Annotated in this window: 21 protein-coding genes, 1 tRNA gene and 2 pseudogenes; 5 read left to right on the top strand and 19 right to left on the bottom strand. The window is 55.3% G+C overall.

Going from position 1 to position 21,675, the window contains the following annotated elements; genetic code table 11:
• Window position 1: 1 nt before the first annotated feature.
• The 12 genes and pseudogenes from gmd to TH2_RS05520 all read right to left on the bottom strand — a co-directional run bounded on the left by gmd (window position 2) and on the right by TH2_RS05520 (window position 10,676).
• Complete coding sequence (gmd, locus tag TH2_RS05585) at window positions 2-1,123, bottom strand: GDP-mannose 4,6-dehydratase (RefSeq protein WP_008889429.1); 1,122 nt, start codon at window positions 1,121-1,123, stop codon at window positions 2-4.
• 6 nt (window positions 1,124-1,129) lie between these two features.
• Entirely contained in the window at window positions 1,130-2,569 is a 1,440-nt protein-coding gene (locus TH2_RS05580) for a mannose-1-phosphate guanylyltransferase/mannose-6-phosphate isomerase (protein ID WP_040822760.1), read from the bottom strand.
• Between the two features lie 258 nt (window positions 2,570-2,827).
• Complete coding sequence (phbB, locus tag TH2_RS05575) at window positions 2,828-3,550, bottom strand: acetoacetyl-CoA reductase (RefSeq protein WP_008889427.1); 723 nt, start codon at window positions 3,548-3,550, stop codon at window positions 2,828-2,830.
• Window positions 3,551-3,797: 247 nt separating this feature from the next.
• Window positions 3,798-4,970, bottom strand: coding sequence for an acetyl-CoA C-acetyltransferase (locus TH2_RS05570; RefSeq protein WP_008889426.1), 1,173 nt, complete (start codon window positions 4,968-4,970; stop codon window positions 3,798-3,800).
• 312 nt (window positions 4,971-5,282) lie between these two features.
• Window positions 5,283-5,723: a DUF411 domain-containing protein gene (locus tag TH2_RS05565; RefSeq protein WP_008889425.1), complete on the bottom strand. Its 441-nt coding sequence runs from the start codon at window positions 5,721-5,723 to the stop codon at window positions 5,283-5,285.
• A 41-nt stretch (window positions 5,724-5,764) separates the two neighbouring features.
• Entirely contained in the window at window positions 5,765-7,276 is a 1,512-nt protein-coding gene (locus tag TH2_RS05560; RefSeq protein ID WP_008889424.1) for a multicopper oxidase family protein, read from the bottom strand.
• Window positions 7,277-7,406: 130 nt separating this feature from the next.
• A complete protein-coding gene (locus TH2_RS05555) occupies window positions 7,407-7,637 on the bottom strand; it encodes a hypothetical protein (protein ID WP_040822757.1) in 231 nt (76 codons plus the stop codon).
• A gap of 195 nt (window positions 7,638-7,832) precedes the next feature.
• Complete coding sequence (locus tag TH2_RS05545) at window positions 7,833-8,270, bottom strand: Lrp/AsnC family transcriptional regulator (protein ID WP_274517096.1); 438 nt, start codon at window positions 8,268-8,270, stop codon at window positions 7,833-7,835.
• A 606-nt stretch (window positions 8,271-8,876) separates the two neighbouring features.
• Window positions 8,877-9,301 (bottom strand): annotated as a pseudogene (locus TH2_RS05535) (integrase core domain-containing protein); the annotation flags it as partial.
• Window positions 9,294-10,000: pseudogene (locus TH2_RS20725) on the bottom strand (IS3 family transposase); the annotation flags it as partial. The pseudogenes TH2_RS20725 and TH2_RS05535, both read right to left, overlap by 8 nt.
• 57 nt (window positions 10,001-10,057) lie before the next feature.
• Window positions 10,058-10,291, bottom strand: a complete 234-nt coding sequence (locus TH2_RS20720; protein ID WP_081579274.1) for a recombinase family protein — start codon at window positions 10,289-10,291, stop codon at window positions 10,058-10,060.
• Window positions 10,292-10,493: 202 nt separating this feature from the next.
• Window positions 10,494-10,676 (bottom strand): hypothetical protein, encoded by a 183-nt coding sequence (locus TH2_RS05520; RefSeq protein WP_008889418.1) that lies wholly within the window; start codon window positions 10,674-10,676, stop codon window positions 10,494-10,496.
• A 77-nt stretch (window positions 10,677-10,753) separates the two neighbouring features.
• On the opposite strand from TH2_RS05520, the gene TH2_RS05515 reads away from it, so the two are divergent.
• Window positions 10,754-11,728 carry a nucleoside recognition domain-containing protein gene (locus TH2_RS05515; RefSeq protein WP_008889417.1) on the top strand — a complete coding sequence of 325 codons (975 nt, stop codon included), beginning with the start codon at window positions 10,754-10,756 and terminating at the stop codon, window positions 11,726-11,728.
• Window positions 11,729-11,743: 15 nt separating this feature from the next.
• Here TH2_RS05515 and TH2_RS05510 read toward each other — a convergent pair whose 3' ends face one another.
• Both TH2_RS05510 and TH2_RS05505 read right to left on the bottom strand, forming a co-directional pair.
• The gene (locus tag TH2_RS05510; RefSeq protein WP_081579273.1) at window positions 11,744-12,931 is read right to left on the bottom strand and encodes an alpha/beta fold hydrolase; all 1,188 of its coding nucleotides are present in this window, start codon (window positions 12,929-12,931) and stop codon (window positions 11,744-11,746) included.
• Window positions 12,828-13,640, bottom strand: a complete 813-nt coding sequence (locus TH2_RS05505; protein WP_008889415.1) for a hypothetical protein — start codon at window positions 13,638-13,640, stop codon at window positions 12,828-12,830. The genes TH2_RS05510 and TH2_RS05505 overlap by 104 nt, the downstream gene beginning before the upstream one ends.
• Before the next feature lie 339 nt (window positions 13,641-13,979).
• Between TH2_RS05505 and phaR the strand changes: the two genes are divergently transcribed.
• The 3 genes from phaR to TH2_RS05490 all read left to right on the top strand — a co-directional run bounded on the left by phaR (window position 13,980) and on the right by TH2_RS05490 (window position 15,808).
• Window positions 13,980-14,597, top strand: coding sequence for a polyhydroxyalkanoate synthesis repressor PhaR (gene phaR, locus TH2_RS05500; RefSeq protein WP_008889414.1), 618 nt, complete (start codon window positions 13,980-13,982; stop codon window positions 14,595-14,597).
• Between the two features lie 290 nt (window positions 14,598-14,887).
• A complete protein-coding gene (locus TH2_RS05495; protein ID WP_008889413.1) occupies window positions 14,888-15,244 on the top strand; it encodes a hypothetical protein in 357 nt (118 codons plus the stop codon).
• Between the two features lie 168 nt (window positions 15,245-15,412).
• Complete coding sequence (locus TH2_RS05490; protein WP_008889412.1) at window positions 15,413-15,808, top strand: helix-turn-helix domain-containing protein; 396 nt, start codon at window positions 15,413-15,415, stop codon at window positions 15,806-15,808.
• Between the two features lie 147 nt (window positions 15,809-15,955).
• Here the strand turns inward: TH2_RS05490 and proB are convergent, their stop codons facing one another.
• The 4 genes from proB to rplU all read right to left on the bottom strand — a co-directional run bounded on the left by proB (window position 15,956) and on the right by rplU (window position 19,140).
• Entirely contained in the window at window positions 15,956-17,080 is a 1,125-nt protein-coding gene (gene proB, locus TH2_RS05485) for a glutamate 5-kinase (RefSeq protein WP_008889411.1), read from the bottom strand.
• On the bottom strand, window positions 17,077-18,114 hold the full coding sequence (obgE, locus tag TH2_RS05480; protein WP_008889410.1) for a GTPase ObgE: 1,038 nt from the start codon (window positions 18,112-18,114) through the stop codon (window positions 17,077-17,079). Before obgE ends, proB begins: the two co-directional genes overlap by 4 nt.
• Window positions 18,115-18,532: 418 nt before the next feature.
• Window positions 18,533-18,793 (bottom strand): 50S ribosomal protein L27, encoded by a 261-nt coding sequence (rpmA, locus tag TH2_RS05475; protein WP_008889409.1) that lies wholly within the window; start codon window positions 18,791-18,793, stop codon window positions 18,533-18,535.
• A 35-nt stretch (window positions 18,794-18,828) separates the two neighbouring features.
• The gene (rplU, locus tag TH2_RS05470; RefSeq protein ID WP_008889408.1) at window positions 18,829-19,140 is read right to left on the bottom strand and encodes a 50S ribosomal protein L21; all 312 of its coding nucleotides are present in this window, start codon (window positions 19,138-19,140) and stop codon (window positions 18,829-18,831) included.
• Window positions 19,141-19,455: 315 nt separating this feature from the next.
• Here rplU and TH2_RS05465 point away from each other — a divergent pair.
• Window positions 19,456-19,545: transfer RNA gene (locus TH2_RS05465), tRNA-Ser, on the top strand.
• 311 nt (window positions 19,546-19,856) lie between these two features.
• On the opposite strand, the gene TH2_RS05460 is transcribed toward TH2_RS05465, so the two are convergent.
• Window positions 19,857-21,602 carry a 7-cyano-7-deazaguanine synthase gene (locus TH2_RS05460; protein ID WP_167549067.1) on the bottom strand — a complete coding sequence of 582 codons (1,746 nt, stop codon included), beginning with the start codon at window positions 21,600-21,602 and terminating at the stop codon, window positions 19,857-19,859.
• Window positions 21,603-21,675 lie beyond the last annotated feature (73 nt).

Raw genomic sequence — 21,675 nt, 5'->3', positions numbered from 1 at the left:
CTTACTGCGATGCGTTAATTGCAACTTCAAACCCGTTATCGCGAAGCAAGCGATGCTGGCGCGCCTTCTTAAGATCATGAGCCACCATTTCGGAAATCATTTCTTCCATGGTAATTTCCGGTTCCCAGCCAAGCTCGTTTTTAGCCTTTGATGGATCACCCAGAAGCGTTTCCACTTCGGCAGGGCGGAAATACCGCTCGTCAACTCGGACAACTTCATCACCGACAGAAACAGCTGGCGAAATCGACTTGTCGACAGCCTCAACAATGCCTTTTTCGTTAACGCCCTCGCCTTCGAAACGGAGGGTGATGCCAAGTTCCTTGGCAGAAAGCTCAACGAAAGTACGAACCGTTACCTGACGCCCCGTCGCGATGACGTAGTCGCGGGCTTCTTCCTGCTGAAGCATCATCCACTGCATACGGACATAGTCCTTTGCATGGCCCCAATCGCGCAGCGCATCCATGTTGCCGAGATATAAACATGGCTCAAGGCCTTGCGAGATGTTGGCCAGTGCGCGCGTGATCTTGCGGGTCACGAAGGTTTCACCACGGCGCGGACTTTCATGATTAAACAGAATGCCATTGCAGGCATACATGCCATACGCCTCACGGTAATTCACGGCGATCCAATAGGCATAAAGCTTCGCCACTGCATACGGGCTCCGTGGATGAAACGGCGTGGTTTCCTTTTGCGGAATTTCCTGAACCAAACCGTAAAGCTCGCTGGTCGAGGCCTGATAAAAGCGGGTCTTCTTTTCCAGCCCAAGAAAACGAATGGCTTCCAGAAGACGTAGCGTTCCAAGTGCATCAACATCAGCGGTGTATTCTGCGGCCTCAAAACTGACGGCAACGTGGCTCTGCGCACCGAGGTTATAGACCTCATCGGGCTTCACGTCGTTGATGATGCGCGTAAGGTTGCTGCTATCGGCCAGATCACCATAATGGAGCACAAGTTTGCGGTTCTGTTCGTGCGGGTCCTGATACAGGTGGTCAATACGATCCGTATTCAGAGAACTGCTACGCCGTTTAATCCCGTGGACTTCATATCCCTTTTCCAGCAGAAATTCTGCCAGATAGCTACCATCCTGTCCGGTGATCCCGGTAATGAGCGCCCGTTTGGTCATCCGAATTTATCCCAGTTCTTTCTTTGCTTGTGTCTTGCGTCCGTATTCGTCGTCAAAACGCTCAATATCATCTTCGCCGAGGTAAGTACCAGATTGTACTTCAATCAACTCGAGCGGAATTTTCCCCGGGTTTTCCATGCGATGAACTGCGCCCAAGGGAATATAGGTTGATTCGTTTTCCTTAAGCAGGAAGGTTTCCTCATCCCGGGTCACAAGTGCTGTTCCCTTAACAACAATCCAGTGCTCCGCGCGATGATTATGTCGTTGAAGGGAAAGTCTTGCGCCAGGCTTGACGGTTATGCGTTTTACTTGGAATCGATCGCTGTGATCAATGCTGTCATATGCCCCCCACGGGCGCGCGACACGGCGATGTTCCTGCACTTCTGCGCGACCGGCTGCTTCTAGGTCAGAAACCACACCCTTGATTTTTTCCACCTGATCCAAAGCACTGACCATCAGGGCATCTGGCGTATCAACAATCGCGAGATCCCGTGTCCCGATGGTCACGACGAAACGACGATCCGAAGCATGCACAAGGGTATTCTTTGAATCAATCAAATAGATGTTTTCGGTGACACCGAGTTTACCACAATTCTGCTCATCGACATGACTAAGCGCGAACATGGCGTCCCAACTGCCAACGTCGCTCCAGACACCCTTAAAAGGTACGACGGCAATATTGGTCGCACGTTCCATTACCGCGTAGTCGATGCTCTTCTTCGTTGCGTCGATGAATTCTGGGCCCGGCCGCCAAAAGGCTCCGTCCTGTTCAACGCCTGCCATGGAAGCCATGCATTTCTCATAGATAGTTGGCTCAAAAGCCTTCAGCGCTTCCAGCAGAACAGAACGCTTGATAAGAAAAATGCCCGAGTTCCAGAGAAACCTGCCGGAGGAAAGGAATTGCAATGCCATCTCGACATCGGGTTTCTCATGGAAATGGACAGATTTTGCCGCGTCACTCCGAATTTCTTCGCCAGTTTCGATGTAGCCATACGCCGTACTTGGACCGTTTGGCTGCACCCCGAAGGTAACAATCCATCCCTCGCTGGCAAGATCTGCAGCGCCAGAAACCATGGTGCGAAATTCATCAGCACTGGGGATGAAGTGATCTGCAGGGCAAAACAGCAGTAGATCATCGGCACTTCCTGCGAACGCCGCAGCCAAGGCCATTGCGGGTGCGGTATCACGCCCGCAAGGTTCCAGAATTTGCTTCAGATTGCCACCGGATTTTTCAGCAATCTCCTGAACGAAAAACCTATAATCATCCCCACTAACAGCGAGCACATCACCGAGGGGAGCAACTCTTTCGAACGTAAGCTCGAACAAGGACTTTCCTTGATACAGAGGAATGAACTGCTTGGGAAACGCCTTGCGCGAAAGCGGCCAAAGTCGCGTGCCGGACCCCCCACACATGATGACGGGTTTAATGATTATGTCTTTTCGCATATCTACTTAGCACTTTCAGGTAATGCGTCGTTCAAAACTGTCCCTGCTTATAGAACAGTTTTTACTGTCCTTCCAACATCTCAGTCACATATTGAACAAACAATACAGACAAAAAATTTTATACAACCTAATGAATAAGTTGTTGCATTAGTGAGACACGGGCCTAAGCTCCACAAGCCTAGACCAATGTAAAAAAACGCTCCGCATCTCAGCGGAGCGTCCTACTTAGTTTATTATGCTTTACTCAACAGGCAAACATCAGAACATATGTTGACCGCCATTGATCGACAGGCAGGAGCCGGTGATGAAGCCGGAATTCGGGCCGCAGAGATAGAGGATCGCCTGGGCGATTTCGTCTGCCTCGCCCAGTCGTCCGACCGGGATTTTGGAGATGATGCCTTCAAGCACCTTTTCCGGAACGGCTGCCACCATGTCGGTATTGATATAGCCCGGTGCGATGGTGTTGACCGTAATCCCCTTACGCGCGACTTCCTGCGCAAGCGCCTTGGTAAAGCCGTGCACGCCTGCCTTGGCAGCGGAATAGTTGGTCTGGCCCAACTGACCGGCCTGCCCGTTGATCGAGGAAATATTGACGACACGGCCAAAGCCGCGTGCACGCATGCCTTCAAGGACCGGTTTGGTCATGTAAAAGAGCGAGCTCAGATTGGTGTCGATCACCGCGTTCCATTGCTCGGTCTCCATCTTGTGCATGAAACCGTCGCGGGTGATGCCGGCATTGTTGATCAGAATGTCAATCGGGCCGACTTCAGCTTCGACCTTGGCGATGCCCGCGGCACACGCATCGGCGTCCGCGACACTCCATTTATAGGTCGCAATGCCGGTTTCGTCGGTGAAGGCCTTGGCGGCCTCGTCATTGCCAGCATAGTTCGCCACAACGGTGTAGCCCGCGTCCTTGAGTGACAGACTGATTGCCTTGCCGATCCCGCGTGTTCCACCGGTTACCAGTGCTGTTTTTGTCATGGTCGCCTCCCTAAACTTCGTTCATCAAACGTGTCATCATCGCGATTTCCGTAGCTTGCCCTTCTACGACTTGCGTAACTTTAATCCATAAATTGCGTTATATACGTAACTTTATTACTTCTCCATCCTCGAATTCTACAAAAGCCCTTAGTCTTTCGTCGCACTGCAGCAAATTCTGCATCAATGCAAACGGGGCATCCCCATCAAGAGGACGCCCCGCATATGTTATTTTCCGGCAAAAGGTCGCTTAGCGTTCAACGCAAAGCGCAACCCCCATACCGCCACCAATGCAGAGCGTCGCCAGACCTTTTTTGGCATCGCGTTTCTGCATTTCATGCAGCAATGTGGTGAACACACGGGCGCCGGATGCGCCGATCGGATGGCCAAGTGCAATCGCACCACCATTGACGTTAACCTTATCGGTATCCCATCCCATGTCGCGGTTAACCGCAATCGCCTGGGCGGCAAAGGCTTCGTTGGCTTCGATCAGGTCAAGGTCGGCGGCCGACCAGCCGGCCTTTTCAAGCGCCTTTTTCGAGGCCGGGATCGGGCCGGAACCCATGATTGCCGGATCAACACCCGCCGTCGCCCAGCTTTTGATTGTCGCAAGCGGGGTCAGGCCACGCTTGGATGCCTCAGCCGCCGACATAACGACAAGGGCGGCCGCGCCATCATTGATGCCCGATGCGTTACCAGCCGTCACCGTGCCTTCCTTATCAAAGGCCGGGCGGAGTTTGGCCATGCCGTCGACGGTGGCGCCGTGACGCGGATATTCATCGGCATCAAAGATGGTTTCACCCTTGCGATGCGCGATGGTTACCGGGGCGATTTCATCGTTGAAACGACCGGCTTTCTGGGCGGCCTCGGCCTTGTTCTGGGAGGCAGCCGCGAATTCATCCTGCTCTTCTCGCGAAATGCCCCATTTCTTGGCAATGTTTTCAGCGGTGTTGCCCATGTGATAACCGTTAAAGGCACACCACAGGCCGTCCTTGATCATGCTGTCGATGAATTTTACATCGCCCATTTTGTGCCCGGCGCGCAGATGCGCGACATGGGTCGAAAGCGACATGTTTTCCTGACCACCGGCAACGACGATATTGGCATCCCCGGTCATGATCTGCTGGGCTGCAAGGGCAACGGTACGAAGCCCCGAGCCACAAACCTGGTTGATCAGAAACGCGGTTGTACGATCAGAAATGCCAGCACCAATGGCGGCCTGGCGTGCCGGGTTCTGACCCTGACCACCTGCCAGGACCTGACCAAGGATCACTTCGTCAACAGCATCGCCTTCGACACCTGCGCGTTCGAGTGCAGCCTTGATGGCAATAGCACCCAGATCGTGCGCCGGTGTATTGGCCAGCGTGCCACTGAATGCGCCGATTGGTGTCCGTGCGGCACCCACAATTACGACGTCGGTCATGAGATCCTCCGATTAATCCTGATTACGTTTCCAAAGATCGGGCGAAGGTCGTTACGAGCCTTGCTCAGATCCTGCCTCAATCTTACCGCGCCGCAGCAAATTTCCAAGCGCTGATACCTACCACTTTCGGGTCAGTCGAATATGTACAACTTGCAAGCGAGGAGCATCAAAGGACTCCCAGCAGGCGATACATAGAGTGTGTGCCTATAGCGGCGAGATCGCAAGCCCTGTGCGCAACTTTAAGGGCAATGTCATGCATAATTTCGACTTATAAGGCCCGGCCCCATCGTCGGGGCCGGGCCTTACAGGCGGTTAGCGGATGTCGTAGACCTCGGCGGTGCTGTCCTTGATCTGATAGACTTCGAACGGGGCATTCTTGACGCCGCCCATACCCGGCGAGCCCATCGGCATGCCCGGCAGGGTATATGCCTTGGCCTCAGGCCGTTCTGCCAAAATGCGGTCGATGGTTTCTAACGGGACATGCCCGGAAATGGCATAGCCTTCGATCATGGTCAGATGACAGCCCTGCATTTCTTCGGGAATTCCCATCATGCGTGACATCTGAACAACCTGATCGCTTTCGATCACTTCGACCTCATAGTCCCGCGCGACAAGATAATCGGCATAGATCGCACAGCAGCCGCAATTGGGATCCTTGTAGACTTTTGCCTGCAAGGGATTGGCGTGGCTGTGGCCGGTCAAACTCATCGTTGCGAGACCAAGGGTCAGCATAAATGCAAAGAAACGTTTCATGGTTTTGATCCTGTCGTTTTTCGATTGCAGCATTGGGGCGGTCAGGCGGTCCGGATGAAGCCGGACATGCCGCCGAATTTGTGTTCGAGAATGTGGCAATGAAGCATCCAGTCGCCGGGATTGTCGGCAACAAACGCGATTTCGGCCTGTTCTGCCGGGGCAAGAAGGACGGTATCCTGCCATTCCTGATAACGGGTCGGTTGCCCGTCGCGTGAAAGCACACGGAAGGCATGACCATGCAAGTGGATCGGGTGATACCAGGCCGTGGCATTGGTGACGGTCACGACACAGCTTTCCCCGCGGCCGAGTGAAAAGAGCGGGCCAAGTTCATCCCGTTCGGGATCGCGGCCATTGACCATCCAGATACCGCCGCCGGTCATCATGCCCATCATTGATTGCGCCATGCCGCGCACTTCCCCAAGGAAGCCGGCATCAATTTTGCCGGTTTCGACAAGATGACGCAGCACACCACCGCCCATCATGCCGCCGGTATAAAGCAACTGTTCGCGCCGGGCATTTTGCAGATCGGGTTCGGGCAACGGGTTATCGGGCAGGGTCATGCTGGTTTGCGCGATATCACCGCGCACCGGATTCCCCGCAACCCGCAGGCTTGCCAACGGGTTTTCAAGCCCGTCATAAAAACGGTCGATCAGGGAAAACAGGCCACTGGCATCGGGTGGGACATCAACAATAAAATCAGCCCGCATGCCCGGTGCGAACAAAAAGACCGGCAGGTCCGGCACATGCGGAGTGACCGGATGACCATCAAGGGCAATCAGATGCGGTGCCAAACCCGCAAAATCGATGGCAAAAACCCGCGCATTGGCCGTGTTGATCATGCGCAACCTGATCCGTTCGCCGGGGCGCACCGAAATATCGGGATTTGCCACACCATTGATGGTGACAAGCCCGCCCAGCCGCCCGGCATGACCAACATCGTGCCCGGCGTTAAACACCGGATCGATTTCGCCATTTTCCCCAAGACGCCAGTCATCGATCAGCCAGATAAATTCCCGATCGACGCTGATCGGATCGGCCTCCTCGACGATCAGGGCACCATAGAGGCCGCGGGCAAGCTGGGTCGGTGAATTGATATGCGGATGATACCAATAGGTCCCGGCATCCCGGGCGTTAAAGCGGTAATCGAACGTGTCGCCCGGTGCGACCGGCTTTTGGGTCAGGCCGGGCACCCCATCCATGGCATTGGGAACACGGACCCCGTGCCAGTGGATGCTGCTGGGCTCCGCAAGCTGATTTTCAAAGCGGACATGGACGTCTTCGCCCTGTTTAACGCGCAAAAGCGAGCCCGGCACCGTGCCGTTAAACGCCCATACTGGTGTTGACATGGCACCCCCGGGGATAAGGCGGGCCGTGGCGGGTGCGGCGGTCACTTGCTGGACGCCCCCGGTCTCAACGGCGTGGGCCATGCCGCGCCCGAAGCCCGGAATCATGGCGGGCAGACCGGCAGACAGGGCCGCGGCGGTGACGCCACCGGCACCCAGCGTTTGCAAGAAACGGCGCCGTGACGGGCGCAAAGTGGAAAGGTTCTTCATGAGGATGACTTTCCTGACAGATGACAGTTTCCCGGCATTGCACATGCCGGAATGGTTGGCGCGCAGCACCTTCGTCAGGGCGTGCGCACTTGGCCGGTCTTTGGGCAATGCCGATACAGACCGGGTCGGGTCAGGAAAGAAGGCGCGGCGGGGCGATTTCCGGGCGTTGCGTAATGCCGGCCGCACGATGGGCCACGGGCAGGATATGAAGCTGCTTGTCCGAAAGGAGGTTTGCCAGCGGTTCCTTGCGGGCAATCACGGCCGGAACAGCGCAGATGATATCGCAGGCATCGGCCACCTGTGGCGACGCCGCGCAATCATCGCAATCCGCCATCATCTGTTCCATGGTTCCATGAGACATGCCGGCCCCTGACATCGGCATTGCGGAGGCCGAGGCAGATATAGCAGATATATGTGTCATGCCCGCGACCGAGGCGCTGAGCAAACACAGGGTCATGAAAATATGGAGCAGCTTGTTCATAAGCCAAAAACTATCGCGATCCGGTTGGCGCGTCCATGATCTTGATCATATCGACCAATGACATTCACGTTGGGGCTAGATCGCCGGTCCGAATTCATCCTTCAGCGTTTCGGTGATGATATAGGTGCGGTACCAGACGATGTTGTCATCGGCATCAAACAGGGTTTCGCAAAGGGCGGTATATTCCGCCATGTCGCGCATGTGCAAAATCATCACCCCGGTGACTTCGCCGGTGACGACATGGCATTGGCGTACGGCATCAAGTTTACGGACCTTGCGGATGAAGTCCTGGCGGTACTGATTGCCGTGGCGATGAAATTCAAGATTGATCACGGCACCCAGCGGACGTCCGACCTGGGTTGGGTCGATCACCGCGACAGTTTTGCGGATCACCCCTGATTGGCGGAGCTTGGCCACGCGCCGCAAACAGGCTGAGGGCGACAGGCCGATCCGATCAGCCAATTCGGCATTGGGGATATCGGCGTTTTCCTGCTGTCGGGCACCACAATTGATGCGAAACAGTTATTCTTTTATTCCAAATAGATAGGAGTCCATATTTAATGCGAAAAACGCAGAATTGGTCGAGAATGGATCAAGGTTATTGCAAAACAACGTAATGAATATTGTATACATTGAACTGTTTGCTTCCGCATTGCCACTCATGACGTAAAGTCACAAATGCTCGCTACTTGGAAATTGCGGATCGCTCATGATTTGGCAGCTCACGTGGCGCAGATTATTGAGCTGTTCTAGGTTCATAAGACACCTTGCAGCTGAATAGGCCACCCGTTTACATCCAAGTTCCCGCGCAACAAGTGCTGCATGCATTCATGTTTTCTGAGAGCCATTTCGCCATGGTATCTAATGAGCCATTGGCGCCATACATTACAAGCATCTTCAGAGGTGTAGGTGTTTGCTTACCCGCTGATGTTGGTAGATATACCATGCTTTGGCCGAGAAAGAGCACCGGTCGCCTAACCTTTCCAACGAAGAGATTATCCCATTCAATCTGCGGTCGATCTTTGTTGGCACTCTCTGCGATATCCACAATTTGCTGGTGAAGCGCACCCATCGCGTCTTCAAGTGTTGAGAATATTGTGGCCGCAAGCGCGGAATGGTCTAGCTGTGGAGTCTCATAAGGTTGTTCACATTCAGGCCTGATCGGCTGATGGGTGGTTTTCCTTTTATCGCAGTGTGAGGCCGGTGCCCATTGTAATGGTGGAGCCAGTATGGCAGTTCCTCGGCTCTTTGCTCTGAGTTTTGATACGCTCTGGCGTATGCCCATTCCCTCAGCGAGGACTGGATGAACCGCTCGGCCTTGCCATTTGTCTTCGGGGTATAGGGTTTTGTGTAGACGTGGCACACGCCCAAGGCGGCACAGGTTTTGTTGAAGGCCTTGGAGCGATAGCACGGTCCGTTGTCGGTCATGACCCTCTCGACGATGATGATGCCGAGGCTAGCGTAATAGGCAACAGCGGCCTTGAGAGACGCGATGCGCTTTCCTTTTTCTCATCCGATCGGATGTCTGCAAAGGCGATGCGCGAAACCCTCATAGGTTCTGATGTAGGTGATATCGGTCACCCAGACCTTGTCAGGAGTGGCAACATCAAACTGGCGTGCCAAAGTATTATCGACAGCTATTGAGGGCCGACCACCATACTTGGCGGCGCGGCGTTTATAGCCAATCTGGGCTTTAATCCCTGCCAGCCTTGCCAGTCGGGCTACACGGTTCGGACAGCACGTCTCACCCTGATCACGCAGGTCATCGTGCAGCTTGCGATAACCGTAGACCTTGCCGCTATCCTGCCACGCTTCCTTGAGCAACTCAGTCTGCCGCTGATCTTCAGAGGATCTTTTGCTGAAAGGGTTCTTGCGCCAGGCGTAAAATCCGCTCGGATGAACACAAAGCATCCGACACATGGCACGAATGCTGAACTGCACGCGATGTGCCTTGATGAACGCGTACCTCACTTTGCATCCTTGGCGAAGTACGCGGTTGCTTTTTTTAGGATGTCACGCTCCTCGGTGACACGCGCCAGTTCCTGCTTCAATCGTCTGATCTCGGACGATTGATCGTCCCTTGCTGCGCTACCAGGAGACGCTGAATACCGCTTCATCCAAGCATAAAGAGAATGTGTGCTGACGCCCAATCGTTGCGAAACATCACTAACGGAATATCCCCGCTCAGTAATCTGCTTGATCGCGTCAATCTTGAAATCTTCGGTAAATCGGGAGGTGCTCATGATCTTCTCCTTGTCCTCATTTTTAGGGGGCAAGGTGTCTACAAATCTAGGGGCTATTCACTGCAATAGATCTGTAAGGGATCGAGCAAGACGATCAATTTTAACAACAACAAGCTGGTCTCCCTGGCCAATATGAGCGATTGCTTCTCTTAATCGGACCCTATCCTTTTTTGCGCCAGATACACTATCAGAAAAAACAAGCTCACATCCCGCTTCATACAAAGCCTCTACTTGAGCAGCGGTTGATTGCTCTGTTGTCGAAACTCTGGCGTACCCTATTTTTCTATTCATTACGATATCGAAATATAATTATAAAAAATTGCACTAGAAAACGAACGTTTTCTCGTAGAGTTTAAATAGACCGATTGCATTGACATGGGTAATCGCCCTGAAACGACTTGTGACATTACGGCAAAAATGAACTAACTAGGCAAGAAGTGATACTGCTTCAGAGTTAGTGCGAAAACGGCTCAAAGTTTGTGCGAAAAGGGGTTCAATTAGTAGTATTCTCAACATCACTGAACCCTGACACCTGCAACTGGCGCAGGATTTTGGTATCGATCTGATCCAGTTCGGGCATATTACGCAACTCCACCGCGCCAATCAGCTTAATAACGCTTCCATATTGCACGAAGATGCGTAAATACGCTGCACAAAAATCGAAAACCCGTGGCATGATCGCGGCCTTGAACGACCTTACATGCGCCTACCACCACCATCAAAACCCTCAGTACCTAACCGGATTGCCGCCCCATGCATCGCTATGCCTTTGACCTGATCAACCGCAGCCAGAAACTATTCATCACCCTGATCAAGGTGATGTTGCCCGTGATGGTGATTGTCCGCATTGCCGAGGAATTTGGTGCGGTTGAACTGGTATCCAACTGGCTGGCGCCGGTCATGGCGCTGATTGGGCTGCCGCCGGAGGCCGGGTTGATCTGGGCGACATGTGTGTTGGTCAGCATGTATGGCGCGGTCGGGGCCTTTATCGGGCTGGCAGCCCATCTTGATATGACCGCGGCACAACTGAGCGCGCTGTGTGCGATGATGCTGTTTGCCCATGGCCTGCCGGTCGAACAGGCGATTGTCAAACGGGCCGGGGCGAGTTTTTGGGCAACCACCGCCCTTCGCGTGGGTGCCGCGATCGGATATGCCGCATTGGTAACCTGGATCAGCGATTTGACCGGATGGCTGTCCGAGCCGGTTGATTTTTCCTGGATGGTCGGCAGTGAAGCTGCGACCGCCGCTACCAGCGGGCTGGCCGCGTGGATGGATTGGTCCATTCAGGTGGTCAAATCGCTTGTGGTGACCTTTGGCGTGATTGTCGGCTTGTTGATCCTGCTGGATATCCTGGAGAAAACCGGAATCACCGCGCGCATCACACAGGCGATGATGCCGGTCCTGCGCATTTCGGGCATTTCGCGTGATGTAGCGCCGGTGACCACCATCGGTGTGTTACTCGGCATTACCTATGGCGGGGCGCTGATCATTGATGAGGCGCGCAAGAACAATTACCCCAAACGCACCCTTTTCCTGTCGCTCAGCTGGTTGTCGCTGTCACATTCCCTGATCGAGGATACGGCGATCATGCTGGCACTTGGTGCGGATATCTGGGTTGTCCTTGTCGGACGCGTGATCCTGACGCTGATCATCATCGCCCTTCTGGCGCGCCTGACCCTGCGCTGGGCGCCGGAGCGCGCCCAACTTGCCACGGAGAGTGCCGATTAAAAACTGGCTTTCGGGTTAGCCCGCAAGCCAGTCGACCACCGGTTTCCATGTGGATTTTTCCGCCCGTGATCCGACCATCATGCCGATATGCCCGGCGGAGGGATGAAGTTCGGTGCGGAGATCTTCGGGGCAGGCATCAAAAAGCGCCTGCGCGCTTTCGGGCGGGACGATGCGATCATTTTCCGGGATCACGGCCAGCACCGGGCAGGACAAGTCCGCCGGGTTGATATCAATGCCGTCAATCTGCCACTGGCCCTTGGCCGGGCGGTTTTCGACATACCAGCCAATCAGGCAATCGACCGCGACCCGACGCGGCAAAGGCACACCATCATTCAGCCAATCTTCGAGGGCGACAAAATCCTGTGCCTTGGTTGAATCCATTGCCATGGCCTGAAAACGCCGGAACTTTTCGCCCATCATGAAGGGATCGAGGCTGGCAAACAGGCTTTGCAGCACATCGACCGGAAGCGTGTCATGGATCGCCAGCATTTGCGGCAAAGAGGGCGCAAAGGCCGCAGCAATGCGTGACTGGGTTGGACCGGCGGCCATGAAGTCCCAAGGGGTTGCCAGCAGAACAAGCTTTGACACCTGAGCCGGATCGAGAAGTGTCGCCGCAAGGGCAACAACCCCGCCCATGCAATAGCCCACCACCGGCACGGGCCCGCCATTGATATCGGCGACGTCCTGAAGAATGGTGACCAGACGGCCAGCAACATAATCATCAAGGCCAAAGTTGGCTTCGTCCATGCCGGGATAGCCCCATTCGACCAGAAGCGGGCGATAGCCGCATTTGGCCAGATAGCGCGCAAAGCTTCGCTTTTCATTGAGATCAAGGATATAACCGCGATTGACCAGCGACGGCACAAGCAGGACGACTTCGCCGGTTTTTGCCGCCTTGTTGTCAGAAGTCGCGCCATAATCATATACCCGTGTCGATCCCTCTTCCCAGACGGTCGGGATATCCTTGCGGTCCTGATCACGCGGGCGGCGATAGGGATGGCGTTGATAGGCCCGCACCCCGTCATGGAACCCGGCATGGCGATCAAAGGCGACACGATCAAGTGCCTGTGCAACGTCATCAGGGTGATAGGCTTCAAGCTCAGCCAGAAGACTTTCCGCCTGATCCTTCAGTTCCGGCTTCCAGGGCAGCAATTGTTTCAGAAAGATCGGCAATGCGGCGCGCGAGCTGAGCCAGCTCGTCATCTCGACTGCCAGATGCATCGGAAGCGGTCTTGGCCCCGCCCGCCTCTGATTTTCGCGTTTTGGCGGAAGCGGTTTTTGTTTTGGCGGACTGATCATTCTTCCCCTGCCCCTTTGCAGCGTTTTTTGCGGCACGTTTGGTTTTGGAAGTCTTGTTGGCTTCATCGGCGGCGGATGTTTGTGCGCTGTCTTTATCGGATGTCTGCCCGGCAGTGTTACCGGCAGCATCCGCGACATCCGGTTCAGCTTTTGCAGTGTCTGGTTTTGGCGTCATCCCGGCCATACCAGCCATGGCAGACATATCGGGCGCAAACGGCATGCCCGCGAACGGGGATGCCGGCAGTTCGCGTGCGGCCTTGGCCATCTGATCGAGCATCGCCTGCAAAGGATTGGCCGCCGCCATGGCATCGCCCATCGGGTTGCCGATTGGATTTCCAACACCGGATGCGGGATGCTGGCCCATCGCCATTTGACCGATCAGCTTGCCCCAGGCTTCAAAGCCTTCACCCATGCGGGTGGTATCGGCACCAAGGGATGCATAAAGGCGCCCGATGGCACTGGCGGCATGGGCACCGTCAGCGGTTGCAGCGACCTGTTGGCGCCAGAGTTCAAGAAACTGCCGGGCAAGTTGGTCAAGCCGTTCGTCATCGGCGTCTGATGACGAAGCCCCTGTGGTTTGTGATTGGTCGGGGTCGTTCGTAGCCTTGGCCATCGGCGATACCCTTATTGTTCCCAGTATTGTTCAGATGCGACGCGTATCTGTTGGCGACCACTATAAGAGGTTGAGGGTCGCGGGAAAACGAATTCCCGTGCTGTGGCGCAACAAACGGTATCCAAAGTTGTTTTTCGCACTGCACTTCGCGTTGAATACTGGACACATTGGAAAATTCGCGGCACTCTCACAGTCTTCTGAGCGAATGCAAAATCGAAAATGCTGCGCAACATCGTAAACGCAACAATGTGAATTGCCGGGGCGCAAAGCAGGTGGAACGACACCACCAGAAGGTTCGCCAGACATACGTCCGGGAAACAGGGAAGCAGGAAAGACGCCATGACCAACAAGAAATCAGATGATCAGGACCGCATCGTTATCAAGAAATATGCGAACCGCCGCCTCTATAACACGGCGACCAGTTCCTATGTGACGCTTGATCACCTTTCGCAGATGGTCAAAGACAATACCGACTTTGTTGTCTATGACGCGAAATCGGGTGAAGACATCACCCGTCCGGTCCTTACCCAGATTATTGTCGAGGAAGAAAACAAGGGGCAGAACCTTCTGCCGATCAGCTTCCTGCGCCAATTGATCGGTTTTTATGGCGACAGCCTTCAGGGGCTGGTGCCGAGCTACCTTGAACAGGCAATGCGCGCCTTTGGCCATAATCAGGAACAGATGCGCGAATATATGCAGGGCACCATGCAGGGCATGTTCCCGTTTGGCCAGTTCGAGGAAATGAACAAACAGAACATCGCGCTGTTTGAACAGACGATGAAGATGTTCTCGCCCTTCATGCAGGATGAAAATGGTGAGCCGACCGGCGAAGGCCCGAAAAAGCCAACAGCACCCGGTGCTGCGAAATCAGATGCGTCATTGGATGAGCTGAAAAGCCAGCTTGAAGCCATGCAGGCGCAGCTTAACAACCTTGCCGGTGGCAAGTCCGGCAAATAAGGCCCCCGGCCCGCATCCCGGGCACTGAGATCAAAAAGGCGAAGCTGCCATAGCGCACTTCGCCTTTTTTCATGCCCGCATCAGATGTTTGGCCGGGCGGCAAACAATGCCCCGCCGAACGCCCAAGCCGTCCGGCACCAATCCTGCATAAATTTTTCGTTAACACTTTCAGAACGCCCGGCACCGCCGAAAGGCGGCAATTTTTGCCGGGTGATTGCCATGACCACAGACCAAAACCCACGGAGTCCCGAAATACACAGGCAACAATGACCCAATAAACCGAAAAACACATGACCGCGATCACACCGATTTCCATGCTCCCGGCCCGCAGGACCGAAACTGCGAGCAGTGGAACCGATGGTCCTGCCGGGATCGGGATCGAGCAACTGACGCAATTTTCACCTGTTGAAAAAATTGCGCAGGGTGGTGGCGCGTGGCTGCAACCCCATGATCTTGTGGGCAGTGCAGCATTCTGGACCCAGCTTCTGGGTCAGATCCTACCTCAGGAAAACCTTTTGCAACCGCCGGTCATTCAGTCTGCGCATGCCAGCTATGCGCTTCATCACAAACCAGACAGCGTAGAAACGAACGTCTTTTTTTCGCCTTCTGCACTAGACAAAGACAGCTCGATTGACCTATATAGCTAGCTTCTGGCGGAAAGCTGTAATGATTATCTGACCAATGTTCAGGTACAGGTCATCAAAATCGCAGTGCCTGAAAGGTGCCGCGATGGGTGTGACATATCGGGAAAAACAACGAACCCGACAGCATCCGAAGTGGGGAATAATAACTGGCGGTTGATAACGGATTATAACATGACTGAGAACACACAAACCGAAGAACCGAAACGCGCAAACCGCGCCACAGACACTGACCGTTATGTTGGTCAGCGCATCCGCGAACGTCGCATCATGCTGGGCCTTTCCCAGCAGCAGATGGCGGACCTGATTGGCGTTACCTATCAGCAGGCTCACAAATACGAGCGCGGCATTAACCGCATCTCTGCTGGTCGTCTTTACGAAATCTCTCAGGTGCTGGGCGTTCCGGTAAGCTATTTCTATGAAGGCCTGGAAGGCAATCAGGAAACCGAGCTCAATGCGCGTCAGCGTATGTGCCTTGAACTTGCACGTAACTTTGCAAGCATCAAGCACGAGAAGCATCAGGAAGCACTGAGCCAGATGGCCCGTGCCCTTGCCGATCAGGCTGCCTAAGTCCGCATATCCGGACCATAGTGCCACCGCAAAAAAGGCTGTCCTCTGTATTCCGGAGGCCAGCCTTTTTTATGATTGGTTCGCAGACGCAAAAAAAGGGACACGAACGTCCCCTTTGGGTCTGCTGAAATTGTGCAGCGCTTGCGCCTAGCCCTCGACCAGCACCAGATCATCGGAATGAATGATGGCGTTACCGCGGGTAAAACCAAGGGTGGCTTCGATATCAGCCGATGCATGGCCCATCAGAAGCCGGGTTTCTTCCGCGCCATAAGATGTGATGCCGCGCGCGATCTGCGCCCCGTCAGGCCCCAGCACCCGCACAGCATCCCCATGCTTGAACCGGCCATCAACGCCGGTTATTCCGGCCGCCAGAAGGTTCTTGCCCGCCGCCAGGGCCTTGGCCGCACCGGCATCGACAATGATGGCTCCTGACGCCTTGAGCGAGGTCGCAATCCAGTGACGACGTGCCGCCAAAGGACTTTCGCTCGGCAGGAAGACGGTATTGGGGGCGCCTTCAAGCTGGGCTTTGAGCGGATGATAGATGGTGCCGCGCGCAATGATCATGCGGCACCCGGCCTTCATGGCGATTTCGGCGGCCTGAAGTTTGGTCACCATCCCGCCGGAGCTATACATGGTCGGCGCAACACCGGCCATATCGAAAATCTCGGGCGTCAGTTCGCGGACTTCAGGGATCAGTTCGGCATCCGGGTTCTTGCGCGGATCGGCGGTATAAAGACCATCGATGTCCGAAAGCAGAACCAGCGTATCGGCCGAAATCATGTGCGCGACCTTGGCCCCCAAGCGATCATTGTCGCCAAAGCGGATTTCCTCGGTCGCAACGGTATCGTTTTCATTGATCAGCGGAATGGCGCCACGGCCAAGCAGGGCATTCAGCGTCCCGCGGGCATTCAGGTAGCGACGACGGCCTTCCATGTCCTCAAGTGTGACCAGCACCTGTGCCATGGTCAGGCCATTGCGGCCAAGGGCCTCTTGCCAGACTTGTGACAGGCTGATTTGCCCGGTGGCGGCGGCGGCCTGTTTGTCGGCCAGACTGATCGTGCGGTGATCAAGGCCGAGCAACCGACGACCAAGGGCGATCGCACCACTGGAGACCACAATCACCTCGACCCCGCGTTCGCGCAGAAGGGCGATATCATCGGCCAATGCTTCAAGCCAGGCACGACGCAGCTTGCCGGTATTTTCATCCACCAGCAGGGCCGAGCCCACCTTGATGATCAGGCGCTTCGCATCCGCCAGGGCATTGCTTGTCACGGCTGGAAGCCCTCTTCTTCGCGGCCTTCCCTCGCACGGCGTTCACGCTCCCCATCAATATAGGCGCGGATTTCGCGATGGATTTCCTTCAAGCCCTGCTGGGTCACGCCGGACACGACATAGACCTTTTTGCCGATACCCTTTTCAAGGATCTGGCGCTGCTCCTCGACCATTTCGGGCAGGAGCTGATCGGCCTTGGACAGAACAACGATTTCGGGCTTTTCGACCAGTTCCTCGGCGTAGCCTTCAAGTTCTTCACGCACCGTCTTATAGGTCGCGACCGGATCTTCTTCGCCGCAGTCGATCAGATGGACCAGAACTTCGCAGCGTTCGATATGACCAAGGAAGCGCGTGCCGATGCCCTTGCCTTCGGATGCGCCTTCGATCAGGCCGGGAATATCGGCCAGAACGAACTCATGATCATCGACATTCACCACACCCAACTGCGGATGCAGGGTGGTGAAGGGATAATCGGCAATTTTCGGGCGCGCATGCGAGGATGCCGCAAGGAAGGTCGACTTGCCAGCGTTCGGGAGGCCAACCAGACCGGCATCCGCAATCAGCTTCAGGCGCATCCACACCCACATTTCCTCTGCCGGCCAGCCTTCTTCGGCACGGCGCGGCGCCTGGTTGGTGGAGGATTTGAAATGCGTATTACCACGTCCACCATCACCGCCACGACACAGCAAGTATGTCTGGCCCGGCTTGACCATATCGACAATCAGGGTTTCGCGATCTTCGGCCAAAACCTGGGTTCCGACTGGGACCTTGATGGTGATGGACTTGCCCGAACGGCCGGTGCGCTGACGGCCCATGCCATGCATGCCGACTTCGGCCTTGAAGTGCTGCTGATAGCGAAAATCGATCAGGGTATTGAGATTTTCGACCGCCTCAAGGATGACATCGCCACCCCGGCCGCCATCGCCACCGTCCGGCCCGCCATACTCGATATATTTTTCACGGCGGAAGCTGACCGAACCGGCACCGCCGCGGCCACTGCGCACATAAATCTTGGCTTCATCGAGAAACTTCATAACCGGTCCTTCGGGCGCACCCGTTTATCACTTTATATTGGCTCCCCGGTGCGCGAGGGACGCGCAGCGACGGGGTCCGAAATTCTATATCACATAAAACAAGGGAGGAATGATTGCTCATTCCTCCCTCAAGGGTCAGTTCCCATCAATTTCATACAATTCTGTTTCAGACAAAGTGTGCAATTGCGACGAACAGGTTGGAACCTTTTCAAGCGGTCGACTATTTCGATTGTGCGCTTTGCCTGAAACCCTGCGGGCGCGGTCATAAAGACCTCTGAGTACGTCACGCCTGCTTGAATGCTGAAAAGCGTTCTGCGCAGCCGACTTCTTCTCAGATGTCTTTATGACTGCGCAGAATGGATGAGATTGATGGGAACTGACCCTAATCTTGCTACGTATCGCGCAGCCGACGGGAGGCTTACGCCTCGGCCGGAACGACGGTTACGTAGGTACGACCCTTGAAGCCCGACTTGAACTGGACAGAACCGTTCACAGTCGCAAACAGGGTGTGGTCTTTGGCGAGGCCAACATTGTCACCGGCATGGAACTTGGTGCCACGCTGACGAACGAGAATGTTGCCTGCAACAACTGCCTGACCACCGAATTTTTTAACGCCGAGACGGCGACCTTCGGAGTCACGACCGTTGCGCGAACTACCACCAGCTTTCTTATGAGCCATGAAACTCTCCTAAAACTGCATCTCAACCTGATAAATCAGGCTTTGATGTCCTTGATGCGCAGAACAGTCAGGTTCTGGCGATGACCATTTTTACGACGGTAGTTATGCCGGCGCTTTTTCTTGAAAACGATCACCTTGTCGCCCTTGGCCTGCTCGAGAACTTCTGCGGTAACAGAAGCACCTTTGACCAACGGAGCACCAACCTTCGGCGCACCGTCGCCAGCAACCATGAGAACTTCTTCAAGTTTCACGGTGTCACCGGCCTGGGCAGCGATCTTTTCGACTTTGATAACGTCGTTGGCAGCAACTTTATACTGTTTGCCGCCAGTTTTGATGATTGCGTACATCTAAAAGTTCCTGAAAAACATTCTGGAAACACAAACGCGCAGCTCGGTGCCGCTGCTAACAGATACCGAACCGCTGCGAAGAACGGGTGGATTACCGCTTTTGGCCCAAAGAGTCAACCACGGAGTGAGCTTTTACGCCGCCGGGGACAGCATGGCAAAGCCGCAGATTTGCATGAGCTTGCCCGACTTTCGAAAGCGACCAACCGGCATGCCCGAAAAGCCCATGCAAAAGAGTCCGGGAAATTTGAGATTTCCCTCTTGCAATCTGACGCTCATCCCGGTAAACACCGCCTCGAACGCCAAGACCACATATGCGGAGAGGTGCCGGAGTGGTCGAACGGGGCGGTCTCGAAAACCGTTGTACTAGCAATAGTACCGTGGGTTCGAATCCCACCCTCTCCGCCATTTTTCTATCGGCAACTGTCTCTCGGCGAGACGGTTGCCGTCAGAATTCCCAGCTTCCGCGCGCCTCCCACGGCCAAGCTGTTGACCGCCCCGACGGCTCTGCTCCCCACACACCCTCTCTCTCGGCTCATTCTCTCCGAAGCTGTTGACCACGGCCGTTCGGTACGGGTTGGTGGGGCATTGAATTTCCATGCGCTTTTCTGATCGGAATCTAGGGCTATTGGAAGGCCTGTCTGCCTCGCAAAAGTCACCTGCCCAACTTCCCCCCTGAAACCAAACAAGAATTCATGACGGAAAGTACGGAGACCGAATCAAAGGTCACCGGGCGAAACCTCCCGCAGTGCCGGGCTGAGGCGATAGCCCGCCCGCTCTTTGTTCTCAATGAAGTCGTCGGTACCCAGTGGGACGCCTAAATCGACCCCAAGCCGCTCTGTCACCAGCTTCCGCAATCGGCCTACCTGTTGCCGCAGCGAGGCATCGGCTATGCCAAGCACCTGCGCCAAGTTGGGAGCCGGGATATAGGCAATATCGGAGCCGTTCCGTTTGCCAGTGCGATGGTTGTCCAGCAGCGCGGCGACCAGATCGTAGTTGGTGCCTTCCAGGGAAAAGTCGCCCTTGAACAGGACGCGCTTGGCGGTTTCGTCAACAGCGAACTCGCAAACCGGTCGCTGCAGCCTGTCCATGAAATCCTTCACCTGACTGTCGTAGCCGGAAGGCGGAGACACCTCGATCTTACTTCGGCTGAAGCACATGGACAGCAAGGAGCCCGCCGGCAATTCGCCCCGCACCAATTCTCCCTTGTGCCTCGTGGTTGCGGCATCAAGGACGTCCAGGACGTCCCGAGCATGCCGTTGAAGCAGGTCGTAGATGCGATCGCAGGCCTCGGCGGTCGAGAGGCCCGAAAAATAACGCAAGGCTGACGTGATTTCAGGGTACTCGACCAAGAAGCGATTTTTGGGACAGGCCGTCAGCTTCTGGAAACACTTGACGTAATCGACCGCCATTCGAACGTCTTGCTCTTTTGCGCTCCGATCCCCGGTCAACAGGTCTACCGTATACCCCTGCTCCGGATCGGATTCTTCCATCCCCGCTGCCAGGACAGCGAACCGCCGGTCGATGCACTGAGAGCACACACCGCAATGCGGATGATCGACAGTGCGAACGAAAGTCCGTGTACAACTGACCGTATCTCCCAACATGCCTTCAAAACCGCTTCCGCTGAGGGTTTCGACGACTTCCCGCTTGGTCATCCATTGCAAGGGGGTTCTGATCCCGATCTCATGATCGAGCAGTTCCGAGAAGAACGTCGTGAATCCGTCCAGAACCTGGGGATGAGTCGTGCGGGTCGCCCGGGCGCCCATAATGTCCTTGGCGATCGGAAGGTTCAGGCTGACCACGCCATTTTCGTAAAAGGTGAGCCGGTCCTTTCCGAACAGGCGGGCGACGACCAGTCCCAGACAGGCGAACAGGAAGGAGCGCGTCCTTTGGCTTTCGTCTACTGAACGGACGCCCTTGTTCTTGACCTCGACCGATGTGTAGAAAAACCGGCCATCAAGGCCGTTCTGTTGCAAACCGCTGATCAGTTCCTTTTGCACGTTGACGACCTTGGTGGCCGAGAAGTGTCCGATCAGAGCCAGATTCATGTCGTTGGCGACCAGATCGTGGACGGCACCGGCAAACGAGTCGACACCGCCAGAGAACAAGGCGACCTCGTCGGGCTCGAAAGTTCCCTCGGTCAATCCGGTGAAGTACAGCTCTTTCGGCGCTACGGGGTTCTCTGCCCTCACGAAAGAGAATGAGTAGGCGTCATCGGATAGAAAGCCAAGGGCGTCACGCAGCGCCTCCTTGACCGCCGGCGATTCCCATCGGTCGGGTTCGCGAAGGGGAATGGTAAAACGCAGATCGCGCCGCCAATCGTGGCCGTAGTCGTCCAACGTGTCGCCACCGCGTGAGCACCGCCGGTCGGCGCAGTAGATGTAAGCCGCCACCTCCAGCAGGTCCAACAGGACATCCGGAATATTGCTGACCATCGCTCGGCTGATGTCCTCGATCTTCAACGTGACGTCCTGGTTGCTACCCTGAACATCCATCTGGATCGAGCGATGCTCCCCACTTCCAAATGTCGAGGAA

The sequence above is a fragment of the Thalassospira profundimaris WP0211 genome (assembly GCF_000300275.1).
Classification (GTDB): Bacteria; Pseudomonadota; Alphaproteobacteria; order Rhodospirillales; family Thalassospiraceae; genus Thalassospira; species Thalassospira profundimaris.
This window is presented reverse-complemented; position numbering and strand designations above follow the sequence as displayed.